Genomic DNA, 20431 nt, shown 5'->3' with positions numbered 1-20431 from the left:
GCTCCTTAAATTGTTGTAAGCAGAGCACAGAACATGAAATTAGTTCGTTGGTTTTTAGGTTGTATAATCTTATTCTTTAATTTTGTATTTACTCCTCGCAGTAAAAAGCGTGCAAGCGACGAGCAAGCACAGCTTGATCAGCAAACCTCACAATTTAAACTGTACCAATTTAAAGCATGCCCGTTTTGTGTAAAAGTACGCCGCGCTATTAAGCGCGAAGGCTTAAACATAGAAACGCGTGATGCAAAAAATAATGAGCAATATCGTCAAGAGCTTCTTGAGCAAGGCGGCAAAGTTAAAGTGCCTTGCCTGCGTATAGAGAAAAATGGCCAAGTACAATGGCTGTATGAATCAAACGATATTATTGCTTACTTAAACAAAGTAGCTGCATAAACCACTTTTATTATCTCACTTATTTAAAGAGAATTTACCATGACAATTCGCACCCGTGTTGCCCCGTCGCCAACTGGTGACCCGCATCTTGGCACCGCTTATATCGCCTTATTTAACTACTGTTTTGCTAAACAACAAGGCGGTGAATTTGTACTTCGTATAGAAGATACAGACCAAGTACGTAGCACGCCAGAGTCTGAACTTGCGATTATGGATAGCTTACGCTGGTTAGGGCTTGAGTGGGATCATGGTCCTGATGTGGGTGGCGAATTTGGTCCTTACCGTCAATCTGAGCGTAGCGATTTATATAAAAAATACGCGCATCAGTTAGTTGACGATGGGAAAGCGTTTTACTGCTTTGCAACAAGCGAAGAGCTTGATCAAATGCGTGAAGAGCAAATGGCAGAAGGCTTGCGCCCTAAATACGACGGTCGTGGTTTAAACCATACAGATGAAGAAATTAAAGCAAACTTAGCGGCAGGCAAACCTTACGTTATACGTATGAAAATCCCAAGCGAAGGCACATTTAAGTTTAACGACTACCTACGAGATGAAATTGAGATCCCGTGGGAAAACGTAGACATGCAAGTGCTTTTAAAAGCGGATGGTTTCCCAACGTACTTTTTAGCGAACGTAGTTGATGACCACCATATGCAAATTAGTCATATTTTCCGTGGCGAAGAGTGGATTAACTCAGCACCTAAGTTATTAAAACTTTATGAAGATTTTGGTTGGGAAGCGCCGGTACTTGGTCATTTACCATTACTACGTAACCCAGATAAATCAAAGCTGTCTAAGCGTAAAAATCCAACGTCTATTAACTACTATAAAGAAATGGGTTACCTACCAGAAGCCGTGCTTAACTACTTAGGTCGTATGGGTTGGTCAATGCCAGATGAGCGTGAAAAGTTCACACTTGATGAAATGATTGAAAACTTTGACATGAAGCGCGTATCGCTTGGTGGCCCAGTATTCGACGTGGATAAATTAAGCTGGTTAAACGGCATGTGGATCCGTGAAAATTTAACCGACGAGCAGTTAATTCAGCGCTTTGTTGATTGGAAGTTTAACGGTGAAATGTTAGCTAAAGTATTACCTGAGGCTAAAACGCGTATTAATACCCTTTCGGATATGGTTGAGCTGGCAGGGCACTTTGTAGGTGGTATTCCAACTTACGATCCTGCGCTATTAACAGCTGGTAAAGCAGACGAAAACGTAATACGCCAAGCACTACAATTTTTTGTATGGCAGCTAGAAGGCTTACGTAGCTTTGATAAGCCCGCTATTTTTGCAATTGCAAAAGAAGTGGCTACATTCCACGAGCTTAAAATTAAAGACTTTTTAGAGCCAATTTTTGTCGCAATTACAGGCAAAACATCAAGTACGTCAGTGCTTGATGCAATGGAAATATTAGGCTCTGACTTATCACGTGCTCGTTTACGTGTTGCACTTGCTCATTTAGGTATTTCTAAAAAGCAGGCTAAAAATATAGAGCGTGCGTACCGCGAATACCCAAGTGCATAATTACTAAACAATGTACTTTTAAAAGCCGAGCTTAGTAAAATAAGTTCGGCTTTTTTGTTTCAGGCTGTTTAGCTATATGACATCGTATTTTGATATTGTTTAGCCTAAGCATTCATAATTTACTAAATGCTACAATGCGGCATATAAACTCATAGGAGGCAGTATGATTGCACTTGTAAAAAACAAAGCCATTTTTAGCAGTAACACATTTTCGATAAACCTTGTTACTTACCCAACCAATCATAGCGTAATGAACCATATTGACCCTGTGCAGCAAGGGCGCTATTACAAGCTTAATTTTGTATTAGAGAAACCTAAAGCGGGTGGGGTATTTAAATGCTCAAAATGCATTATAAATTTATTTAATCGCGTGTATTTGTTCAGACCCGATAAGTACGAACACAGCGTATCTAAAATCGAGTCTGGAAAGCGTGTACTACTGAGCTTTGCGCTTAATATATAATTTGCACTTTTACTTATTAATAGTCGTAGGCCTGTCCGGTGCATAAAACAGATAGGTCGCAGTACGATACAGAGGTTTCACTACAGGAATTAATAGTAAAAGCATTCCCGCCCCTGCGCATAGCATCAGCTTTAAGTAAATCAATCGCGTTTGATTTAGAGCGATTGTAGCTTACATTATTGTTGCCCATACCGTCGCCATCACAGCTTTCACCTTCTATTCGGCCTAAAAGTGTTGCGCCACTTTCGTGTGCTTCTTGGTCGCTATAAAATTGCTGTAAATCTCTTTTATTAACGTAGGTGCCAATTTCTTGAGATAAAACACCGTTGTCTATGTCTGTATGATAGGTCATTCCTGAACAACCGGTTATTGTGGCCAGCACTGTTATTGCCGCTATAAAACGTAGCATATTTATTAGTCCTTTAATTTATTATTTAAAGTAGTAAATTACTAACAAAATCAAACGCTGGCAATGTTTGCTAACGGGTAAATTGTTAGCATTTGTAAATGTATTTAGATTTTACTGAGCATAGGGTAAGTAAACAAAAAGAAGTGAAAAACGTTCACTAACCAGTGGCATATAATAGCCCATTCTAAACGCAGCGTTTTATAAAGAATATAGCCGTATCCTAAGCCTGCAATAAATGAAACCAATACATAGTTAATTCCTCCAGCAAAATGTGCTAAAGCAAACACTGCAGCAGTCATTATTGGGGCAAGTAACGCTAGGCGAGTAGATGTGATTATTTGGCTAAGTTTGGTTTGTAATAAACCTCGAAATAAAGCTTCCTCAGCTACACAGGTAAATAAAAGATTAATAGCAATAAAGGCTAACCAAAAGTTGGGCACTTTTGGGTTAAAGCTTACAAGTCCAAGTGTTAAAGCCGCAGTGAGCGAAGCTAAAACAGTAGTAATAACTATTAAAATGGGTTGTTTAACGTTTAATGGGCCTGCTTTATTGGAGTCTGCTTTTAAAGCTTTTTTATTCGAATAAAAGTAAGCACAAAGGAATAACCCAGCCATAGCTTTATCAAAATTAGCATAAAGGGTAAAAGCAATCGCATCGCTTGTAATACGCTCATCTATAACAATAGGGAGGTTATTAAAACCAGGCACCCAATGAAGTGCTAATGCCAGTGAGGAAATTATAAAAACAGTACCTAAAATAGCGCGTATTATTGCCCGCTTTGCATTTAGCACACAGTAGTATAAAACAACGTAAAGCCCAGTGCTGAGCAGAGCATACAAATTTATATAACCTTGAAAATACCCACTTAGAACACTTAAAGCCATTAAGTAGTGCCAAAAGGGTTGCCGCATTATTGATATTTTGCAGTACGGAAAAACACATATAATTGATAGCGCTAACAAATAAAAGGTCATTGTTTTTTTATTGCTCTGTTTTATTTAGCCATTAATCTAACAGATTCGACCTCTCAATATTTTTTTTCTGGTAATATAGATAGGTTATAAGCAGTTTAAGCAGTGAACAAACTATGTTAAGTCCTTTTTTTCAGCAGCATGCTGATTATGTTTCTATCTCTCGTGAGCAGGGTTGTCGCTTCGCTAAATGCGTTGCTGACGATTACAATCCACTTCATGACAAAGATGCCAAAAAGTTTTGCGCGCCAGGAGACTTACTTTTTTCATTGGTACTAGACCGCTACGGTATTAGTGAACAAATGGAATTTACTTTTGCCGGTATGGTTGATGAAAACACCAAACTTCATTTCCCTGAGGGAGCCGATGAGTTTGATGTAACCAATGGCGAAAAAGTCATTTTAAAGGTAAAGCGCAGCGGTAAAACCAGCCAATGCCCAGCACTAACTAATAGTCTAATAAAAAATTATGTTGAGTTTTCTGGTACTACCTTCCCGCATGTAATTATCCCATTAATGGGCAAGCAAGAGGTAATGATAAACCCTGCTCGTCCGATGGTAATTTACGAATCAATGCTTATTAATCTTGATAACCTTGATATAACAGCGCCAGTACTTGAATTTGCAGAGCCAAGCTTTGAGTACACTGGTAAGCGCGGAAAAATTACACTACGTTTTAACCTGTTAGAAAACGGCGTTAAAGTGGGTAGTGGTGAAAAGCACATGGTGGTTTCGGGTATTCGCGAATACTGCCAAGCAACAGTTGACGATTTAATAGCGTTTTACAACGAACGTAAAGCGACACTAAAGCCAGCTTAAAGCTACAGCAAATTATAAAAGGCGCTAAATACAACGGTTATTTAGCGCCTTTTTTATTATTTTAGCGCTAAAGCGAAAGAGAGCAATCACGATTAAATACTTTTCTGGACTGGTTAATTTACGCAGTACAGTAATATGCGTACAATAGCGCTCTTTGTTATTTTAAAGCTAAGCCTATGTCTGCCACTACGTTCTCATCACTTAATCTCGACCCGTTATTATTAACAGCGATTGAGCAAAATAATTACACTCAACCAACCGCAATTCAGATTAAAACTATTCCGCCTATTTTAGCCGGAAGTGATGTAATGGGCAGCGCGCAAACAGGTACGGGTAAAACCGCCGCCTTTGTTTTACCTCTATTACATAAGCTTTTAAATACCCCTAAAAAGGATGAGCAAGGCCTTGCCCGCGTTGTAATTTTAACGCCAACACGAGAGCTTGCTCAGCAAGTATTTGCCAGCTTTGAAAAGTACGCACAAGGCACTAATATCATTGGTGCCTTAGCCTATGGTGGTGCAAGTATTGGCCCTCAAATTAAAGCACTTAAAACAGCACAAGTTATAGTGGCAACACCAGGGCGTTTACTTGATCATATAGTTAAAGGCAGTGTGGTACTTTCAAGCGTAGACTCTTTAGTGTTTGACGAAGCCGACCGCATGCTTGATATGGGCTTTATTGATGAAATTAGACGTATATTGCGACATATCCCGGGCGATCGCCAAACTTTACTCTTTTCAGCTACGTTTGATGACAGCGTGTTTGAACTCAGTAAAAAACTACTTAAAAACCCTGAGCTAATTGAAGTTGATAAACGTAACTCAGCTGCGGTTGAAGTAGAGCAAGTTATTTACGCTGTAGATGAAGACCGTAAGCGCGAACTTGTATCGCACATGATTGGCATGAAAAACTGGCGCCAAGTGCTTATTTTTACTCGCACAAAACAAATGGCCGATCAGCTTGCTAAAGAAATGTGTAAAGATGGGTTAAAAACCGAATCAATCCATGGCGATAAATCGCAAGGCGCACGTGACCGTGCACTGCAAAACTTTAAAGAAGGTATTACACGCGTACTTGTTGCAACCGATGTCGCTGCGCGTGGTTTAGATATTTCTACACTTAGATACGTAATTAATTTTGAACTGCCGTACATTGCCGAGGATTATGTGCACCGTATTGGCCGTACAGGTCGCGCTGGTGAACAAGGGCTTGCTATGTCATTGGTAAGTCTTGATGAGCAATGGCTGCTAGAAGAAATTGAAGTATTACTCGATACGCGTTTAACGCCGCAGTGGTTAGAAGGTTACGAGCCTGACTTAAATAAAAAGCCCAAAGATAATCGTAAAAATACGAATAAATCTCGAAAAGATCGCGATAAAAAACGCATTACAGGTAAAAGAGAGCCAAGTAGACGTCGTAAATAATAGCTTTTAGTTTACTTTTTTGCCTATACTGGAGCTATTAAATAGCCGAGGTAAAGTTAATGTTTGAAACTGATAAATGGGCATTCTCTGGTGTTGATGGCCAAATATCTTTGCATAAATGGCAAAAAACAATGGACCTTATCACGGGGCTTTTTTCAGCCCCGTCTGGTTATATAGTTCAGGCAACAAGCAAAGGCTATCGCGTTGTTATTAGAAATAACGAAGGTGGCTCAAGCTTTGAAACCAACCCGATACTTCCCCCTCAAACTCCTCTTTTTTGTCGGCACGTCGCTGAAACTAATAATATTTTATATGTTAATGATGCAAGCAATAACGATGCATGGAACACCCTCCCAGAAGTAGTTGAGGACGGTGTTGAATCCTACTTAGGCTTACCTATTCATTGGCCAGAAGGTGAAGTATTTGGCACGCTATGCTTAAAAGACACTAAAATAACTAGCTACACCGATGAATACTTTGAGCTCATAGAGCAACTACGCGATTTAATTGAAGACGACCTAGCGCTTGTTTACAGCTATGAACAAATGCGCGAAATAGCCATGTTAGACTCATTAACAGATATTTATAATCGCCGAGCACTTAACTTACTAGCTCAGCAAAAGCTTAATTTAGCACTGCGTTTGGGCTTCGACGTATGTTGCTTGTTTATTGATATAAACGACTTTAAAAAATTAAACGACACCTTTGGACATGAAGTGGGTGACAAAGCCTTAATTATATTGGCAGATACGCTAAAAAACCATTTAAGGGATGCCGACATAGTAGGGCGTTTAGGTGGTGATGAGTTTGTTGCAGTAATGCAATTAAGTGATAAAAGCAAAATTAACTACATCATGGATAAAATATCCTCAGAGTATTCAAAAGCTTTACTCAAAGAAGACGTTTGCGATTTATCGCTCAGCATAGGTTATAGCTTTACTAATAAACAAAAGCAGCCTTTTGAAACGCTATTAAATGATGCAGACCACGCAATGTATAAAAATAAACAAGCGTATAAGCTCGCTAAAAAGTTGAACAATAAGTAGGAAAAAAATAAACGTTATTTTCAAAAAAACATCAGCGTTAAATTAACGCTGATGTTTTAATTAGCCTCAATTAAGGTTGATCATTGAAATAGAAAGGATAAATATTTCATAAATTAGCTTTAAAGAAAAAATGAATATTTACTTCAATATCCTCTCCCATATCAACTATGCCTAATTTAAAAGGATTAGATTCGCCTATTTGACATTTAAATAAAGTGTCTTTATCTGATATACAATAAAAACTATCAATAGCTCCGTAGTTTAATTTTAAACAGTAAGCTGTAGTATTATCGGGCCAAATTATTTCTCTATCTGTGAAACTGAAGCCATTATCAACTAGGTATTGCTGTATTCCCCTTGTAATAACTACAGCTTTAATACCAGAGCTTACGCTGGGAAAGTTCTTAGCCTGCGAGCATCCACGCTTTCGTAATATCAAATTAAGCTCATTCATTATATGTTTTGTTAAAATAGAGCCTATATTCCAAAAGTCTGTGTCTATATTGTTGTTTCTTAAAAAAGTTGTTCTAGGTAGCTTTACACTAAATGAAGATATGCTTTCATTTACTAATTTTATTTGCTTCAACCCTATTAAAGTTATAGGGCTATTTTCTATTTCGTCTTCAAATACTTTCTTAATTTTTTTAAAAGCATTTGGGTCTAAATCTCCATTTTTTTCAAGCTCTAATTTATATTCGTCTAACTCTTTTATCATCGTAGCTAGAAGAGTATTTGCTGCATTTAAAACTTCATCAATAGTTAAGTAATGACTCGATATGAAATGGGATACTTCGTTAATTAAGACGATGTTTTTTACAATAATCTCTAACCTTTTAGCCGAATAGATAAGAATACTTAAGTCTTGATATTGGAACTGCTTACAGGAAAATAAAGGTTTTTTATTATTGTAAATGCATTTAATAACCTCATAGATTAGAAGCATCCCTGATGAATGAATTATGTTCTCTCTTGGTGAATCTCCAAAGACAAAATAATCTAACTTTTCTGAATTTGTAATGTGCGAAAATATTTCATCTATCGAACTCGGTAATAGCTCTGATGTAAGGTTGTTAAAATTTGTTTTTATTGGGTTGTTTATATTCCTTATTGTTAGGAGGTGACTCTCTTTATTATGGAAATACAGAAGGAAAGTATATGTTAACTGTTCTGCAGCCTTAACATATGCGTTGTCCCAAACCTCTAGCATAAATTCATCGACCTTTTTGTCATCCTGGACGCCTGCATTTTTTAGGACTAACGTGATCTGAGATTTAGTGACTTTTGATTCATTATTTTTAAATAATTCTTCTAGTTCTTTATGTAGGTTAGTTTTGTATAAGTGCTCACCAATTTTGAAGTGAAAGAAAAAGTAAAAATAAGAGCCATTTTTCTCTCTCTGCCATAATGATTTACAAATATTTTTATAAAGCTCTGTTATGATATGTATATTTTCTTTCTTAGAGTGCCATATCAGAGTTCTCAAATGCTTTATTAAGTCAGGAATGCAAATATTAACTCTGTTCTTAAAATGTTCGAATTCAATTAAAAACCTACCGGATGTAAGCGGTTTATATGTATCGTCCCTTTTGCTCTCAACCCACACTATAATTTCATTTAATCTACTTAAAGATATATCATGTTTTGAATCACCAAGTAGCTGAAATGTTAGATAAGATAAGAAGTTAGCTGTTTTTGTATATTTTTCCTCGGGCGCTGTTTTAGGTAAGCTATATAAAATTTTATGTAGGCTATTAAGATAGGTATTCATACTTTCAATAGATTCATGGATATCTGAACTTTTTAATAAATGCCCAAGATCCCTAGCTTGACTACTTAACTCATTAATTTCTTGTTTTTTGATTAATCTAACTTTTTCAATATCCATTAAAACTGCAATTTCAGTGACTGTGATTTCATCTAAACTCTCAGTTTTTTCTAATATTTTGTCATATATATACGTTGTACTACTCAGGTTCTTAAATACGTATGCAAAATACCTAGAATACATTACTACGACATATGCAAAATAGGTAATGATAGTGATAAAGAGGAACGCTTTTAAAGGTATTGTTAAAAGCTCATGTGCCAAAAAAAAGATTAGCGAAAACAGTAAGTATATTAGTACTTTTGGTACTATTGAATTAGCTTGAATGGGGGCTTTGTCATTTAAGTATTTAACTACACTTTCAGAATCGTACTTGTCTTCCATCCATTGCAATGACTGTTGTGTTAGCGGAAGCGCGATAGCCGTTAGTGTAACTAACACTGTTGCTATATAAGTTATAATATTAGAAATGTTGGAGAGAGCGTTGTTCGCTGTCAACTCTAAACAGCTACCTGCGTATAGTTCACCTATAACTTTGAGTGTTAAGTTAATTGATTCCATTTATCTGATCTCCCTATCCACAGTTATCATTTACAGAAAATTGTTAACGCTCTATCGTTAACAATTAAGTGATAGTACTGCTATATGAATTACTCGGTCAATCAGCAAGTTAAGAGAGGTGAAATTATAGGCTTAATTAAAAGCTCATAACCATTTTTAATTTAAGATTAATAAAAAAAGCAAGCCACTAGGCTTGCCAAGAAGGGTGTGAATTGGTTTAGGCTCAAGCTCTAAGCTATTAGCTTTTCCGCAAGGTTCAATTCCATAATGGCTTTTAATAAACGGTATAAGTTTATTGATGCATCAATTTCTTCTTTACGGTTTGTTAAGCTTTCAATATTTAAGCCCAACGGCACGTCTAAATGTGCACAGCTTTTAAGTATTAAGTCGAGGTTTTCGCGGCAAATACGAACTGATTCGCTTAATGTATTGTCTGCATCAAGCATGCGCCATTTTGTAGCCTCTGGCACTGAGATACCCAACCATTGCATAAACTCTAAGGTTTTTTCGCCGCCGCACGGGGTAAACGTTAATATAATACGTTGAGGTGTAATACCCTGTGCTTTACATGTACGTGCGTAGCTAGTAATTAACTCTATAGTAGCTTGTGCGTCGTAAACAGCTTGCGATATAAAAAACTTACAACCCTGTGCTGTTTTTTCTATTAATCGTTCGTGCTCATTTCGTTTACTTGAATGGCGCTCGGCAATTGTAACGCCACCTAAAAAGAAATCATCTGATTGCTCAGCCAATGCTTTATACGCATCTGGCAGGCTTAGCTTTATATCGCCTACCGATGACGGGCTACCTACTAAAACTACATTTTGTAAATCGTAGTCGTTTTTAGTTTCACTTAGCCAATCTTTAAATTCGCCTACGCCACGCTGCGCCACACTTTTATAAGTAATTACATCTTGTGCAGATAAATTACGCAGTAAATGGCTGTATTCACGCGGATCAACGGTTTGTTTAAACGCAAACGGGCGCGCTTGATTGGTTCGACTGCTTTCGTCTTGAATGTCGTAAATTATTACGCCGTCGTATTCAATTTCGTGTAAGCGACCTAATAGCTTTTCTGCAATAGTTTTTAATTGCGCTTTATCGGTGCCTATTTTAGGCGGGGTAGTACCAATAAGATAAACACCTTGGTTGGTGTCCTCTATTTTCTCTTTTAATGATAAAGCCATAATCCTCATTCCAGCCAAGTGCGTTTTGATGGATTTAATATAGCAGCCATTTAGACGTCTAGATAGATTTATTTAGTGAAAATTTTTCAATTAACATGATGTTTATTCATAGTGCTTGTTCCCATAATTTATAATTGACACAGTTGTTTACATAATAAATTCCCTTGGGACTCTTATATTTATTGGCTTTGGGGCATAATCGAGGGTGAGTTAGTATTAAATCTAACAACAAATTTGCTCAATTTAAAAAGGGACAACAATGAAATTTAAATTATTAGCAACCAGCTTAGCGGTATCGCTGGCGTTAACGGGTTGCGCCATGCAACAAAACCAAAGCACGCAAACAACAGCACAACAAGAACAAGTAAATAAAGCTGATGACCGTGTTTTTTCACAAGATTACTTAATTGAAGAGCTAGAAAACGGCTTACGTGTCATGGTTGTTAAAACCGATTACCCTGATGTAGTGTCGCTGCAAATTCCGGTATCGGTTGGATCGCGTAACGAAGTTGAAGAGGGCAAAACAGGCTTTGCTCACTTTTTTGAACACATGATGTTTAAAGGCTCACAAAAATACCCTGAAGATGTGTACTCAGACATATTAAAAAATTCAGGTGTTGATAACCGCGCATATACAACAAACGATTACACAAATTACCATTTAAACTTTTCAAAGCAGCACCTTGATAAAGTACTTGAGCTTGAAGCTGATATTTTTCAAAATTTAACCTACACCGAAGAGCAATTTAGAACCGAAGCACAAACGGTAAAAGGTGAGTACTTGAAAAACAACGCGAGCCCAATTCGTAAATTATTAAGCGCTGTACGCGAAAAAGCGTTTGATAAGCACACGTATAAACACACCACTATGGGCTTTTTTAAAGACATAGAAGCCATGCCTGATCAAATGGCCTATGGTAAAGAATTTTTTGCCAAGTTTTATAAGCCTGAGTATGTGTCACTTGTCATTGTGGGCGATGTAGACCCACAAGCAACAATGGCAATGGTTAAAAAGCATTGGGGCAGCTGGAAAAAGGGTAACTATGTTGCTGACATTAAAGCAGAACCTGTTCAACAAGCACCAAAATATTTACACCAGCAAGATGAAGCGCTACCAGGGCATTGGTTACTCGTATCGTACAAAGGCGCTGCGTGGGAGCCTGCTAAAAAAGACAGAGCGGCGCTTGATTTAATCTCACAGCTTTATTTTTCTAGTAATTCAGATTTATATCAAGAGCTAGTGGTCGACAAACAAATTGCCAGCCAAATGTTTACCTATAACCCAGAGACTAAAGATCCGGGTTTATTACACGTATTTGTTAAAGTAGAAAACGCAGGCGATTTAGCCACTGCGCGCGATGCCATTAATCGAACTTATGCAAAAGCACGCACTGAGCTTGTTGATGAGCAAAAGCTAAGTGATTTAAAATCGAATCTTAAATACAGCTTTATTAATGGCTTAGATTCGTCGCAAGCGATTGCATCAACCCTTGCCAGCTACATGCATTTTGAGCGCGATCCTGAGGTTATAAACCAGCTGTATAAATCGGCAGATAACATCACCAGCGCAGATATTAAAGCCGTTGCTAATAAATACTTTACTGATAACGCACGTACCACATTAACAATGTCGGCACTTGATAAAGCCCCAGGTTTTGAGCAAGAAGTTAATTTAAATGCGCTTACTGCAAAGCTTGAACAAGCACCTGCGGCACCTGCATTTAAAGTACTTGATAAAACCAATAGCTCGCCGTTAATCGATGTTAACTTTTTATTCAATACCGGCGCGGCTGCCGACCCTCAAGGCAAAAAAGGTGTTGCAGCGCTCACTGCGGCAATGCTTGCACAAGGTGGCTCAGAGGCGACAAGCTATAAAGATATTCAAAAAGCACTTTATCCGCTTGCAGGTAGCTTTGGTTATCAAATAGATAAAGAAATGCTGTCGTTCCAAGGGCGTATTCATAAAGACAATGCAGCGCAGTGGTATTCACTTGTGAGCGATCAATTATTAAACCCAGGCTTTAGAGACGATGACTTTAAACGCCTTAAAAAAGAAATGATCGATGGTATTAAATCAGGCTTAAAAGCATCTAACGATGAAGAGCTAGGCAAAGAAGTGCTATACAGTGCACTTTACAAAAATCACCCTTACGAAAGTTACAACTACGGTGATATTTCGGATTTAGAAGCGTTGACGCTAGATGATGTTAAAGCGTTTTATAACATCGAGCTTACGCAATCTAAACTCACGGTTGGCTTAATTGGGGCTGTGCCTGCAAACCTTAAAGCTAAAATGATGAGCGATTTTGCAACGCTACCAAAAGGTGAGCAAAGCCGTTTAAGTATTCCTGATGCGCCAGTGCTTAAAGGTCATCATGCAACTATTGTAGAAAAATCGGCACAATCGACTGCTGTATCGTTTGGTTTTCCTATTGATACAATAAGAAGTAGCGAAGACTGGACAGCCCTTTGGCTTGTGCGTTCGTACTTTGGTGAGCACCGTAGTTCTAACAGCTTTTTATATGAGCGCATTCGTGAAACTCGCGGCATGAACTACGGCGATTACGCATACATTGAATATTTTCCACGTGGTATGTTTCAAACCAAGCCTGATGCAAACCTAGGGCGCTCTGAGCAAATTTTTCAAGTGTGGTTACGCCCACTTCGCTCTAATAACGATGCGCACTTTGCAACACGTACAGCCTTGTTTGAGCTAGATAAGCTAATTAAAAATGGTATGAGCGAAGGTGATTTTGAAGCTACGCGTAACTTTTTAATTAACTTTGTGCCGCAAATGGTCGCAAGTCAAAATCGCCAATTAGGTTACGCACTTGATAGCGAATTTTACAACACAGATAGCTTTGTAAGTTACGTTACTAATAAACTTAAAACGCTAACGCTTGCTGATGTTAATCGCGTTATTAAAGAAAACTTACAAACAGACAATGTTCACTATGTATTTATTACTGGTGACGGCGCTGATATGCAAAAACGTTTAGCATCGCAGCAAACATCACCAATGATTTATAACACTAATAAACCTGCTGAATTAGTGGCTGAAGATAAAGTGATTGCTGATTATAAATTAGCAATTCCTGCAAAAAATATTGAAGTGATGAAAGTCGATAAAGTATTTCAATAACTTAAGTGTTTTTTAAGCGTTAAAATAATGCCTCGGTGCTATAAGCATCGAGGCATTTTTATTATTTAATAATGAAACTTAATAAACAGTTATACCTAATAACCAGAACAAATAACTAAGGGATTAACACCTTAGTGGTTAAATCCGTTAGACTTGGGAAAAGGCTATTTTATATCAACTTAAGGCAGTGCAGTATTATGCGTCATGCAATTTGGCAACAGCTTCGCGACGAAGCTAACGATGTAGTAAAACGTGAACCATTATTAGCAAGTCATGTTTATTCATGTGTTTTAAATCATGATTGTTTAGGTTCGGCATTGAGCTTTATTGTTGCTAATAAGTTGGCTGATGCGGTGGTATCTGCATTCACTATCCGAGAGCTGTTTGACCAAGCATTTGTAAAATGTGACCGTATGCTATCTTTTGTTGCTGAGGATATTAAAGCGGTAAAAGACCGCGACCCTGCATCAGAAACCTATCTTACGGTTATATTAAATCTAAAAGGTTTTCATGCTATTCAGGCGCACCGTTTGGCTAATTGTTTGTGGCAACAAAATCGCAAAGAGCTAGCGCGCTTTATTCAAAGCCGTAATTCTGAAGTGTTTGGGGTCGATATTCACCCAGCATGTAAAGTGGGTAAAGGCATTATGTTTGACCACGCAACCGGTATTGTTATTGGTGAAACAGCGGTAATTGAAGATAACGTATCAATTTTGCAATCTGTAACGCTTGGCGGTACAGGCAATGAGCAGGGCGATCGTCATCCTAAAATTAGAGCAGGCGTATTAATTGGCGCGGGTGCTAAAGTACTTGGTAATATTGAAGTAGGTGAGGGCGCACGAATTGGTGCGGGCTCAGTTGTACTTAGCAATGTTCCACCACACACAACCGCTGTTGGCGTACCCGCTAAAATTATTGGTCGACCGGATTGTGAGTGTCCGGCGCAAAGTATGAACCAAAATTTTTTAGCAAATCCTGAGCCTGAAAACGAATCGCACACGAGTGCAATGTTATAAGTAACTAAAAATAATAAAACTTAAAAGGAATTAACATGAACAAGAATAGTTTATTGGCTCTAGGGATTGGGTTTATTGCGGGTGTAGGTTTAACTTGGAGCTACTTTAATGCAGCTTCAAGTTATCCGGAATCTGTTAAGTCGCAGCCAAGTTATGAAAAACAGAAAAAGCTTCATACTGAACAACAAAGTAATGAGGTATTGAGTAATACAGGTTCAGCACCTGAGCAAGTCGCTAGTATAGAGCCCGCTGAAGTCTCGCCTACAACCAATTCAGAAACCCAAATGCTTGATGAACTACCTTTAGAAGAGCAAGTAACTCAGCTTAAGCAGCAACTCGCCGAACAGAAAGCGGCGCTCAAAAGTGTTTTAAAGAAAATGAGGGGCCTTCAGATTTTGAGCAGATTTTACGTGATAAATTTGAAAATCAAACGCGCGATGAAGAATGGGCTTATCGTACTGAAATGGCATTACAAGATTTTTTATTAACAGCTGATTTATCAATTATTCCTGACGTTGTTAGTGCAAAATGTAAAAAAACAGTATGTGAATTTGAACTTGCCGCCCCTATTGATAACGACACATTTGGTAATGCTCAATGGCGAGAGCTAAACGATAAGTTGATGGAACAAGAGTTTTGGCAACAATTTAAAAGCACTACCTCCACATCGAGCGATAGCGAACTTAAAATGTTGCTAAGTACAGAGCTTTAAATAATTTGTGATTCTATAGAGCCATCGACTAACTCTGTAACTAAAACATCGCCTGTTTTAATTTGCCCCACAGATTTAACTACTTTTCCTTGCTGTGTTTTAGTGATGCTATAACCGCGCGCTAAAACATTAAGCGGACTTACCGAGTCTAACCTGCTTGCTTGCAGTGCTAAGCTATTATTCGCTTGTTGTAACTGATGCTGTATAGCTTGGTTTAGCCTAGCTTGTAATTGCGAGAGTTGATGGCTTGCTGAAGCGAGTTTTTTATCAGGTGATTGGCGCATCAAACGCGGCGTTAAGTTATTGAGTGTGCGTTCTTGCTGATATAAACGATTACGCATAGCTTGTTGCAGCGCAATGCTTAGCTCATCCAAACGTTGTGATTTTTGACTAAGCTGACTACGCGGATGACACAAATTAAGGCGGTGTTGTAACTGCGTTTCTAGAGCGCGTTTATCGGCAATGTCGTGCTTAAACGCGTTAGATAAACGATTAACCAATTGCGTTACTTTGTTGTGTAACTCTTGCGTATTTGGGCTTACAAGCTCAGCTGCGGCTGATGGAGTTGCTGCACGAACATCAGCAACGTAATCGCTAATGGTTGTATCTATTTCATGGCCTACTGCACTTACTATAGGTAATTCACTTTCAAAAATAGCTCGTGCGAGCTGTTCGTGATTAAAACACCATAAATCTTCAAGTGATCCGCCGCCTCGTCCTAAAATAAGTACGTCAACTTCATCACGAGCATTAGCTAATTCAATTTGATTAATTAAATGTAGGTGTGCTTCTTTGCCTTGTACCATAGCAGGGTAAATGATTACCTCTAGCTGCGGCGCACGGCGTTTAAGTACCGTTAAAATATCTTTTATAGCAGCGCCGGTTGCAGAGGTAATAACACCAATACGATTAATTTTTTGCGGAAGTGGTTTTTTATACGCAGAGCTAAATAATCCTTCGGCGGCCAAACGCATTTTAAGTGCATCGAATTCTTGTTTTAGCTGACCTTCGCCGGCCGGTTCCATATGCTCAACAATAAGCTGGTAGTCACCGCGAGGTTCATAAAGTGATACACGCGCTTTTACTGTAACTTGCGCGCCATTTGCAGGGCGATAGCTTTGGTTGCGATTATTCCCACGCCACATAGCGGCTTTAATTTGTGCTTTATCGTCTTTTAACGAAAAGTACCAATGTCCAGATGCAGGGGTAATAAAGTTAGAAATTTCGCCCGTGAGCACTAAAGATGCAAAACCTTGCTCAAGAATTGTGCGAATTTCTCTATTAAGGCGTGAAACGGTGTAAACCGCCTGCGAAGGCTTCGAAAACATAAAAAACAACCTAAAACTATTTATAAAGCAAGGGTCTATTGACCTTTGTAGATTAAAATTTGTTCAAACTAGGGGCGATTTAATCGCGGCGCGAGGTTTGTAACCTAGTGGGCTAAGTAAAAACCGAGTAACAAAGAGTTAATCGCCCCTAGGCTGAACCCTTTGGTCAGCGCTTGTTTGGAATTGATGCTACGTTATCGCCTATTTATGGGGAATAACCACACTGCATAGGCTCTGCCTTGCCTAAATACCTAACAAACTGCTGCAAATTTAACCTTGAAAGGCTAATAGACCCTATATTATCATAAATATTTGCGAAATATTATTTACTCATGCCAACAACGCTGTTAAAATTTGGCCGCAATTCCTTATCTTAGATCCACATGTGAGAAGTTGCCAAAATGCTTAGAATCGCTAAAGAAGCTCTTACCTTTGATGACGTACTTTTAGTACCTGGTCATTCTACTGTTTTGCCACACACGGCAAATATTTCAACTCGCTTAACGCGTGGTATCAAACTTAACTTGCCGCTTATTTCAGCATCTATGGATACTGTTACAGAAGCTCGTTTAGCTATTGCCCTTGCGCAAGAAGGTGGTCTTGGTTTTATTCATAAAAACATGACTATTGAAGAACAAGCGAAAAACGTACGTAAAGTTAAAACCTACGAAGCAGGTATTGTTTCATACCCTGTAACGGTTACTGCCGATTTAACAATTGCAGATGCAATTGAGCTTTCGCACGAAAAAGGTTTTTCAGGTTTTCCGGTTACCGACAGCAATAATGTGCTTGTAGGCATTGTTACTAGTCGTGATATGCGTTTTGAAACTAAGCTTGAACAGCCTGTTTCTACCGTTATGACCAAAAAAGAAAAGCTTGTTACCGTTAAAGAGGGCGCAGCACGCGAAGAAATTTTAGGCTTAATGCACGAACACCGCATTGAAAAAATCCTTGTTGTTGATGATGAATTTAAACTCAAAGGCATGATCACAGTAAAAGATTACCAAAAAGCCCAAGACAAACCTGACGCATGTAAAGATGACCAAGGTCGTTTACGTGTAGGTGCTGCTGTAAGTGTTGGCGCAGGTACTGATGAGCGTATTGCTGCATTAGTAGAAGCGGGTATTGATGTTTTACTTATCGATACATCGCATGGTCACTCTCAAGGCGTTATTGACCGTGTTACTAAAACTCGCAAAGAGTACCCAAACCTACAAATTATTGCAGGTAACATTGCAACGGCTGAAGGTGCGATTGCACTAGCTGATGCCGGAGCGGATGCAGTTAAAGTAGGTATCGGCCCTGGTTCTATCTGTACTACACGTATTGTTACCGGTTGTGGCGTTCCACAAATTACCGCTATTTCAGATGCTGTTGAAGGCTTAAAAGGTCGCGACATTCCTGTTATTGCTGATGGTGGCATTCGTTTTTCTGGTGATATTGTTAAAGCACTTGTTGCTGGTGCATCGTGTGTAATGGTGGGTTCTCTTCTTGCTGGTACAGAAGAAGCACCAGGTGAAGTTGAATTGTACCAAGGCCGTTATTACAAATCTTACCGTGGTATGGGCTCATTGGGCGCGATGGATCAAAAAGAAGGTTCATCAGATCGTTACTTCCAAAAATCAAACGAAGCAGACAAGCTAGTACCTGAAGGTATTGAAGGTCGCGTAGCTTACAAAGGTCCTATTGCAACGATTATTCATCAGCAAGTGGGCGGCCTACGAAGCGCTATGGGCTTAACGGGTTGTGCAACAATTGAAGAGCTAAATACAAAACCACAATTTGTACGTGTTACTTCAGCAGGTATGGGTGAGTCGCATGTTCATGATGTGCAAATCACTAAAGAAGCACCAAATTACCGCTTAGGTTAAGCAGCGTAATTAATTTAATATACTGGGCTTGCTTTGCAAGCCCTCTTTTTAGTCGTTTACATTAACAAACGGCATTTAGCATCAGACTTTACGAGATACTCCATGAGCAAAGATATTCACGATTCACGAATTCTCATTTTAGACTTTGGTTCACAATACACTCAATTAATCGCCCGTCGTGTGCGTGAAATTGGTGTTTACTGTGAACTTTGGGCATGGGATGTGACTGAAGAGCAAATCCGCGAGTTCAACCCACAAGGTATTATTCTTTCTGGTGGTCCAGAATCAACAACACTTGAAAACAGCCCGCGCGCTCCTGAGTATGTATTTAATGCAGGCGTGCCTGTGCTAGGTATTTGCTACGGCATGCAAACAATGGCAGCTCAACTTGGCGGAAGTGTACACAGCTCTGATAAAAAAGAGTTTGGCTACGCACAAGTTGAAAAAGTAGGCAGCTGTGCATTATTTGATGCAATTGAAGACCATATTACTGATGGCGGCAACGGCATACTTGACGTATGGATGAGTCATGGCGATAAAGTAATGGACATTCCAGCTGATTTTACAACAACAGCTAAAACATCTACTTGTCCACATGCTGCAATGTCTAACGAAGAAAAGCGTTTTTACGGCGTACAATTTCACCCAGAAGTAACGCATACTCATCAAGGGTTACGTTTGCTTGAGCGTTTCGCTATTGATATTTGTGGCTGTGAAAAATTATGGACTCCTGCAAAAATCATCGATGATGCTATTGAGCGTATTAAAGAAACTGTAGGTGATGACGAAGTTATTTTAGGTCTATCTGGTGGTGTTGATTCATCAGTTGTGGCTATGCTTATTCACCGTGCAATTGGCGCAAAGCTAACATGTGTATTTGTTGATAATGGTTTACTTCGTTTAAACGAAGGTCAGCAAGTTATGGACATGTTTGGTAATAAATTTGGCTTAAACATTGTTAAAGTTGAAGCTGAAGAGCAGTTTTTAAATGATTTAGCTGGTAAGTCAGACCCAGAAGATAAACGTAAAGCCATTGGTCACACGTTTATTAATGTATTTGATGAGCAAGCCAAAAAGCTTAAAAATGCGAAATGGTTAGCGCAAGGTACAATTTATCCTGACGTTATTGAATCTGCGGCATCTGCCACAGGTAAAGCGCATGTTATTAAATCTCACCACAATGTGGGCGGATTACCAGATGACATGAAAATGGGCCTTGTTGAGCCATTGCGTGAATTATTCAAAGATGAAGTGCGTAAAATTGGTCTAGAACTTGGTTTACCGTACGACATGCTTTACCGTCATCCTTTCCCTGGACCAGGCTTAGGTGTACGTGTACTTGGCGAAATCAAAAAAGAGTACTGTGATTTACTACGCCGCGCAGATGCGATTTTCATCGAAGAGCTACACAAAGCTGAGCTTTACCATAAAGTAAGTCAAGCGTTTACTGTATTCTTACCAGTTAAATCGGTAGGGGTTATGGGCGATGCACGTAAGTACGATTGGGTTGTATCACTTCGTTGTGTAGAAACAATCGACTTTATGACAGCACGCTGGTCACATTTACCATATGAGTTTTTAGGTGTGGTTTCAAACCGTATCATTAACGAAATTGATGGTATTTCTCGTGTTGTTTACGATATTTCAGGTAAACCACCTGCAACTATCGAATGGGAATAATTAATTTTAGTTTTAATTAACTAATTTTAAGTGATTAAAAAACGGCGAATTAGCATGCTAA

17 protein-coding genes are annotated in these 20431 nt (G+C 38.8%); 12 read left to right on the top strand and 5 right to left on the bottom strand.

Features of this window, described 5'->3' with window-relative positions; all coding sequences use genetic code 11:
* The first annotated feature begins 33 nt into the window (after nt 1-33).
* The 3 genes from H5092_RS01330 to H5092_RS01320 all read left to right on the top strand — a co-directional run bounded on the left by H5092_RS01330 (nt 34) and on the right by H5092_RS01320 (nt 2380).
* Nucleotides 34-393, top strand: coding sequence for a glutaredoxin domain-containing protein (locus tag H5092_RS01330; protein WP_002961611.1), 360 nt, complete (start codon nt 34-36; stop codon nt 391-393).
* Between the two features lie 39 nt (nt 394-432).
* On the top strand, nt 433-1917 hold the full coding sequence (gene gltX / locus H5092_RS01325; RefSeq protein ID WP_182721375.1) for a glutamate--tRNA ligase: 1485 nt from the start codon (nt 433-435) through the stop codon (nt 1915-1917).
* Nucleotides 1918-2080: 163 nt separating this feature from the next.
* Complete coding sequence (locus H5092_RS01320; RefSeq protein WP_154903479.1) at nt 2081-2380, top strand: 2OG-Fe(II) oxygenase; 300 nt, start codon at nt 2081-2083, stop codon at nt 2378-2380.
* 16 nt (nt 2381-2396) lie between these two features.
* Here the strand turns inward: H5092_RS01320 and H5092_RS01315 are convergent, their stop codons facing one another.
* Nucleotides 2397-2789, bottom strand: a complete 393-nt coding sequence (locus tag H5092_RS01315; protein ID WP_154903480.1) for a hypothetical protein — start codon at nt 2787-2789, stop codon at nt 2397-2399.
* Nucleotides 2790-2893: 104 nt separating this feature from the next.
* On the bottom strand, nt 2894-3763 hold the full coding sequence (locus H5092_RS01310) for a CPBP family intramembrane glutamic endopeptidase (protein ID WP_182721376.1): 870 nt from the start codon (nt 3761-3763) through the stop codon (nt 2894-2896).
* A gap of 113 nt (nt 3764-3876) precedes the next feature.
* On the opposite strand from H5092_RS01310, the gene H5092_RS01305 reads away from it, so the two are divergent.
* The 3 genes from H5092_RS01305 to H5092_RS01295 all read left to right on the top strand — a co-directional run bounded on the left by H5092_RS01305 (nt 3877) and on the right by H5092_RS01295 (nt 7048).
* A complete protein-coding gene (locus H5092_RS01305) occupies nt 3877-4578 on the top strand; it encodes a DUF3581 domain-containing protein (protein WP_182716070.1) in 702 nt (233 codons plus the stop codon).
* 176 nt (nt 4579-4754) lie between these two features.
* Nucleotides 4755-6002 (top strand): DEAD/DEAH box helicase, encoded by a 1248-nt coding sequence (locus H5092_RS01300; protein ID WP_182721377.1) that lies wholly within the window; start codon nt 4755-4757, stop codon nt 6000-6002.
* A 59-nt stretch (nt 6003-6061) separates the two neighbouring features.
* Nucleotides 6062-7048: a sensor domain-containing diguanylate cyclase gene (locus H5092_RS01295; RefSeq protein WP_182711497.1), complete on the top strand. Its 987-nt coding sequence runs from the start codon at nt 6062-6064 to the stop codon at nt 7046-7048.
* A gap of 106 nt (nt 7049-7154) precedes the next feature.
* Here the strand turns inward: H5092_RS01295 and H5092_RS01290 are convergent, their stop codons facing one another.
* A complete protein-coding gene (locus H5092_RS01290; RefSeq protein ID WP_182711498.1) occupies nt 7155-9434 on the bottom strand; it encodes a hypothetical protein in 2280 nt (759 codons plus the stop codon).
* Nucleotides 9435-9664: 230 nt separating this feature from the next.
* On the bottom strand, nt 9665-10621 hold the full coding sequence (locus H5092_RS01285; RefSeq protein WP_182711499.1) for a methylenetetrahydrofolate reductase: 957 nt from the start codon (nt 10619-10621) through the stop codon (nt 9665-9667).
* Between the two features lie 259 nt (nt 10622-10880).
* Here H5092_RS01285 and H5092_RS01280 point away from each other — a divergent pair, with 259 nt between their 5' ends.
* The 4 genes from H5092_RS01280 (at nt 10881) to H5092_RS20580 (ending at nt 15491) form a co-directional block, all read left to right on the top strand.
* Nucleotides 10881-13763 (top strand): pitrilysin family protein, encoded by a 2883-nt coding sequence (locus H5092_RS01280; protein WP_182732755.1) that lies wholly within the window; start codon nt 10881-10883, stop codon nt 13761-13763.
* A gap of 197 nt (nt 13764-13960) precedes the next feature.
* A complete protein-coding gene (gene cysE / locus H5092_RS01275; protein WP_002958786.1) occupies nt 13961-14779 on the top strand; it encodes a serine O-acetyltransferase in 819 nt (272 codons plus the stop codon).
* Nucleotides 14780-14814: 35 nt separating this feature from the next.
* On the top strand, nt 14815-15267 hold the full coding sequence (locus tag H5092_RS01270) for a hypothetical protein (RefSeq protein ID WP_259398350.1): 453 nt from the start codon (nt 14815-14817) through the stop codon (nt 15265-15267).
* Nucleotides 15243-15491: a hypothetical protein gene (locus tag H5092_RS20580; RefSeq protein ID WP_259398349.1), complete on the top strand. Its 249-nt coding sequence runs from the start codon at nt 15243-15245 to the stop codon at nt 15489-15491. The genes H5092_RS01270 and H5092_RS20580 overlap by 25 nt, the downstream gene beginning before the upstream one ends.
* On the opposite strand, the gene xseA is transcribed toward H5092_RS20580, so the two are convergent.
* A complete protein-coding gene (gene xseA / locus H5092_RS01265) occupies nt 15488-16819 on the bottom strand; it encodes an exodeoxyribonuclease VII large subunit (RefSeq protein WP_182732754.1) in 1332 nt (443 codons plus the stop codon). The two genes, H5092_RS20580 and xseA, sit on opposite strands and share 4 nt — an antisense overlap.
* Nucleotides 16820-17220: 401 nt before the next feature.
* Here xseA and guaB point away from each other — a divergent pair, with 401 nt between their 5' ends.
* Together guaB and guaA are read left to right on the top strand one after the other, a co-directional pair.
* Nucleotides 17221-18690: an IMP dehydrogenase gene (gene guaB / locus H5092_RS01260; protein ID WP_182732753.1), complete on the top strand. Its 1470-nt coding sequence runs from the start codon at nt 17221-17223 to the stop codon at nt 18688-18690.
* A 102-nt stretch (nt 18691-18792) separates the two neighbouring features.
* A complete protein-coding gene (gene guaA / locus H5092_RS01255) occupies nt 18793-20370 on the top strand; it encodes a glutamine-hydrolyzing GMP synthase (RefSeq protein WP_002958782.1) in 1578 nt (525 codons plus the stop codon).
* Nucleotides 20371-20431 lie beyond the last annotated feature (61 nt).

The organism is Pseudoalteromonas sp. SR41-7 (genome assembly GCF_014163935.1).
Classification (GTDB): Bacteria; Pseudomonadota; Gammaproteobacteria; order Enterobacterales; family Alteromonadaceae; genus Pseudoalteromonas; species Pseudoalteromonas distincta.
Note: the sequence above shows the minus strand (reverse complement) of the source record. Positions and strands in the feature narration are given on the sequence as shown.

Excerpts from the sequence above, each read along its gene's own strand:
- H5092_RS01295 (WP_182711497.1), top strand. The coding sequence starts at position 6,062 with ATGTTTGAAACTGATAAATGGGCATTCTCTGGTGTTGATGGCCAAATA.
- H5092_RS01300 (WP_182721377.1), top strand. The coding sequence starts at position 4,755 with ATGTCTGCCACTACGTTCTCATCACTTAATCTCGACCCGTTATTATTA.
- H5092_RS01330 (WP_002961611.1), top strand. The coding sequence starts at position 34 with ATGAAATTAGTTCGTTGGTTTTTAGGTTGTATAATCTTATTCTTTAAT.
- xseA (WP_182732754.1), bottom strand. The coding sequence starts at position 16,819 with ATGTTTTCGAAGCCTTCGCAGGCGGTTTACACCGTTTCACGCCTTAAT.
- guaB (WP_182732753.1), top strand. The coding sequence starts at position 17,221 with ATGCTTAGAATCGCTAAAGAAGCTCTTACCTTTGATGACGTACTTTTA.
- cysE (WP_002958786.1), top strand. The coding sequence starts at position 13,961 with ATGCGTCATGCAATTTGGCAACAGCTTCGCGACGAAGCTAACGATGTA.
- H5092_RS01315 (WP_154903480.1), bottom strand. The coding sequence starts at position 2,789 with ATGCTACGTTTTATAGCGGCAATAACAGTGCTGGCCACAATAACCGGT.
- H5092_RS01290 (WP_182711498.1), bottom strand. The coding sequence starts at position 9,434 with ATGGAATCAATTAACTTAACACTCAAAGTTATAGGTGAACTATACGCA.
- H5092_RS01285 (WP_182711499.1), bottom strand. The coding sequence starts at position 10,621 with ATGGCTTTATCATTAAAAGAGAAAATAGAGGACACCAACCAAGGTGTT.
- guaA (WP_002958782.1), top strand. The coding sequence starts at position 18,793 with ATGAGCAAAGATATTCACGATTCACGAATTCTCATTTTAGACTTTGGT.
- H5092_RS01280 (WP_182732755.1), top strand. The coding sequence starts at position 10,881 with ATGAAATTTAAATTATTAGCAACCAGCTTAGCGGTATCGCTGGCGTTA.
- H5092_RS01310 (WP_182721376.1), bottom strand. The coding sequence starts at position 3,763 with ATGACCTTTTATTTGTTAGCGCTATCAATTATATGTGTTTTTCCGTAC.
- H5092_RS01270 (WP_259398350.1), top strand. The coding sequence starts at position 14,815 with ATGAACAAGAATAGTTTATTGGCTCTAGGGATTGGGTTTATTGCGGGT.
- H5092_RS01305 (WP_182716070.1), top strand. The coding sequence starts at position 3,877 with ATGTTAAGTCCTTTTTTTCAGCAGCATGCTGATTATGTTTCTATCTCT.
- H5092_RS01320 (WP_154903479.1), top strand. The coding sequence starts at position 2,081 with ATGATTGCACTTGTAAAAAACAAAGCCATTTTTAGCAGTAACACATTT.
- H5092_RS20580 (WP_259398349.1), top strand. The coding sequence starts at position 15,243 with ATGGCATTACAAGATTTTTTATTAACAGCTGATTTATCAATTATTCCT.
- gltX (WP_182721375.1), top strand. The coding sequence starts at position 433 with ATGACAATTCGCACCCGTGTTGCCCCGTCGCCAACTGGTGACCCGCAT.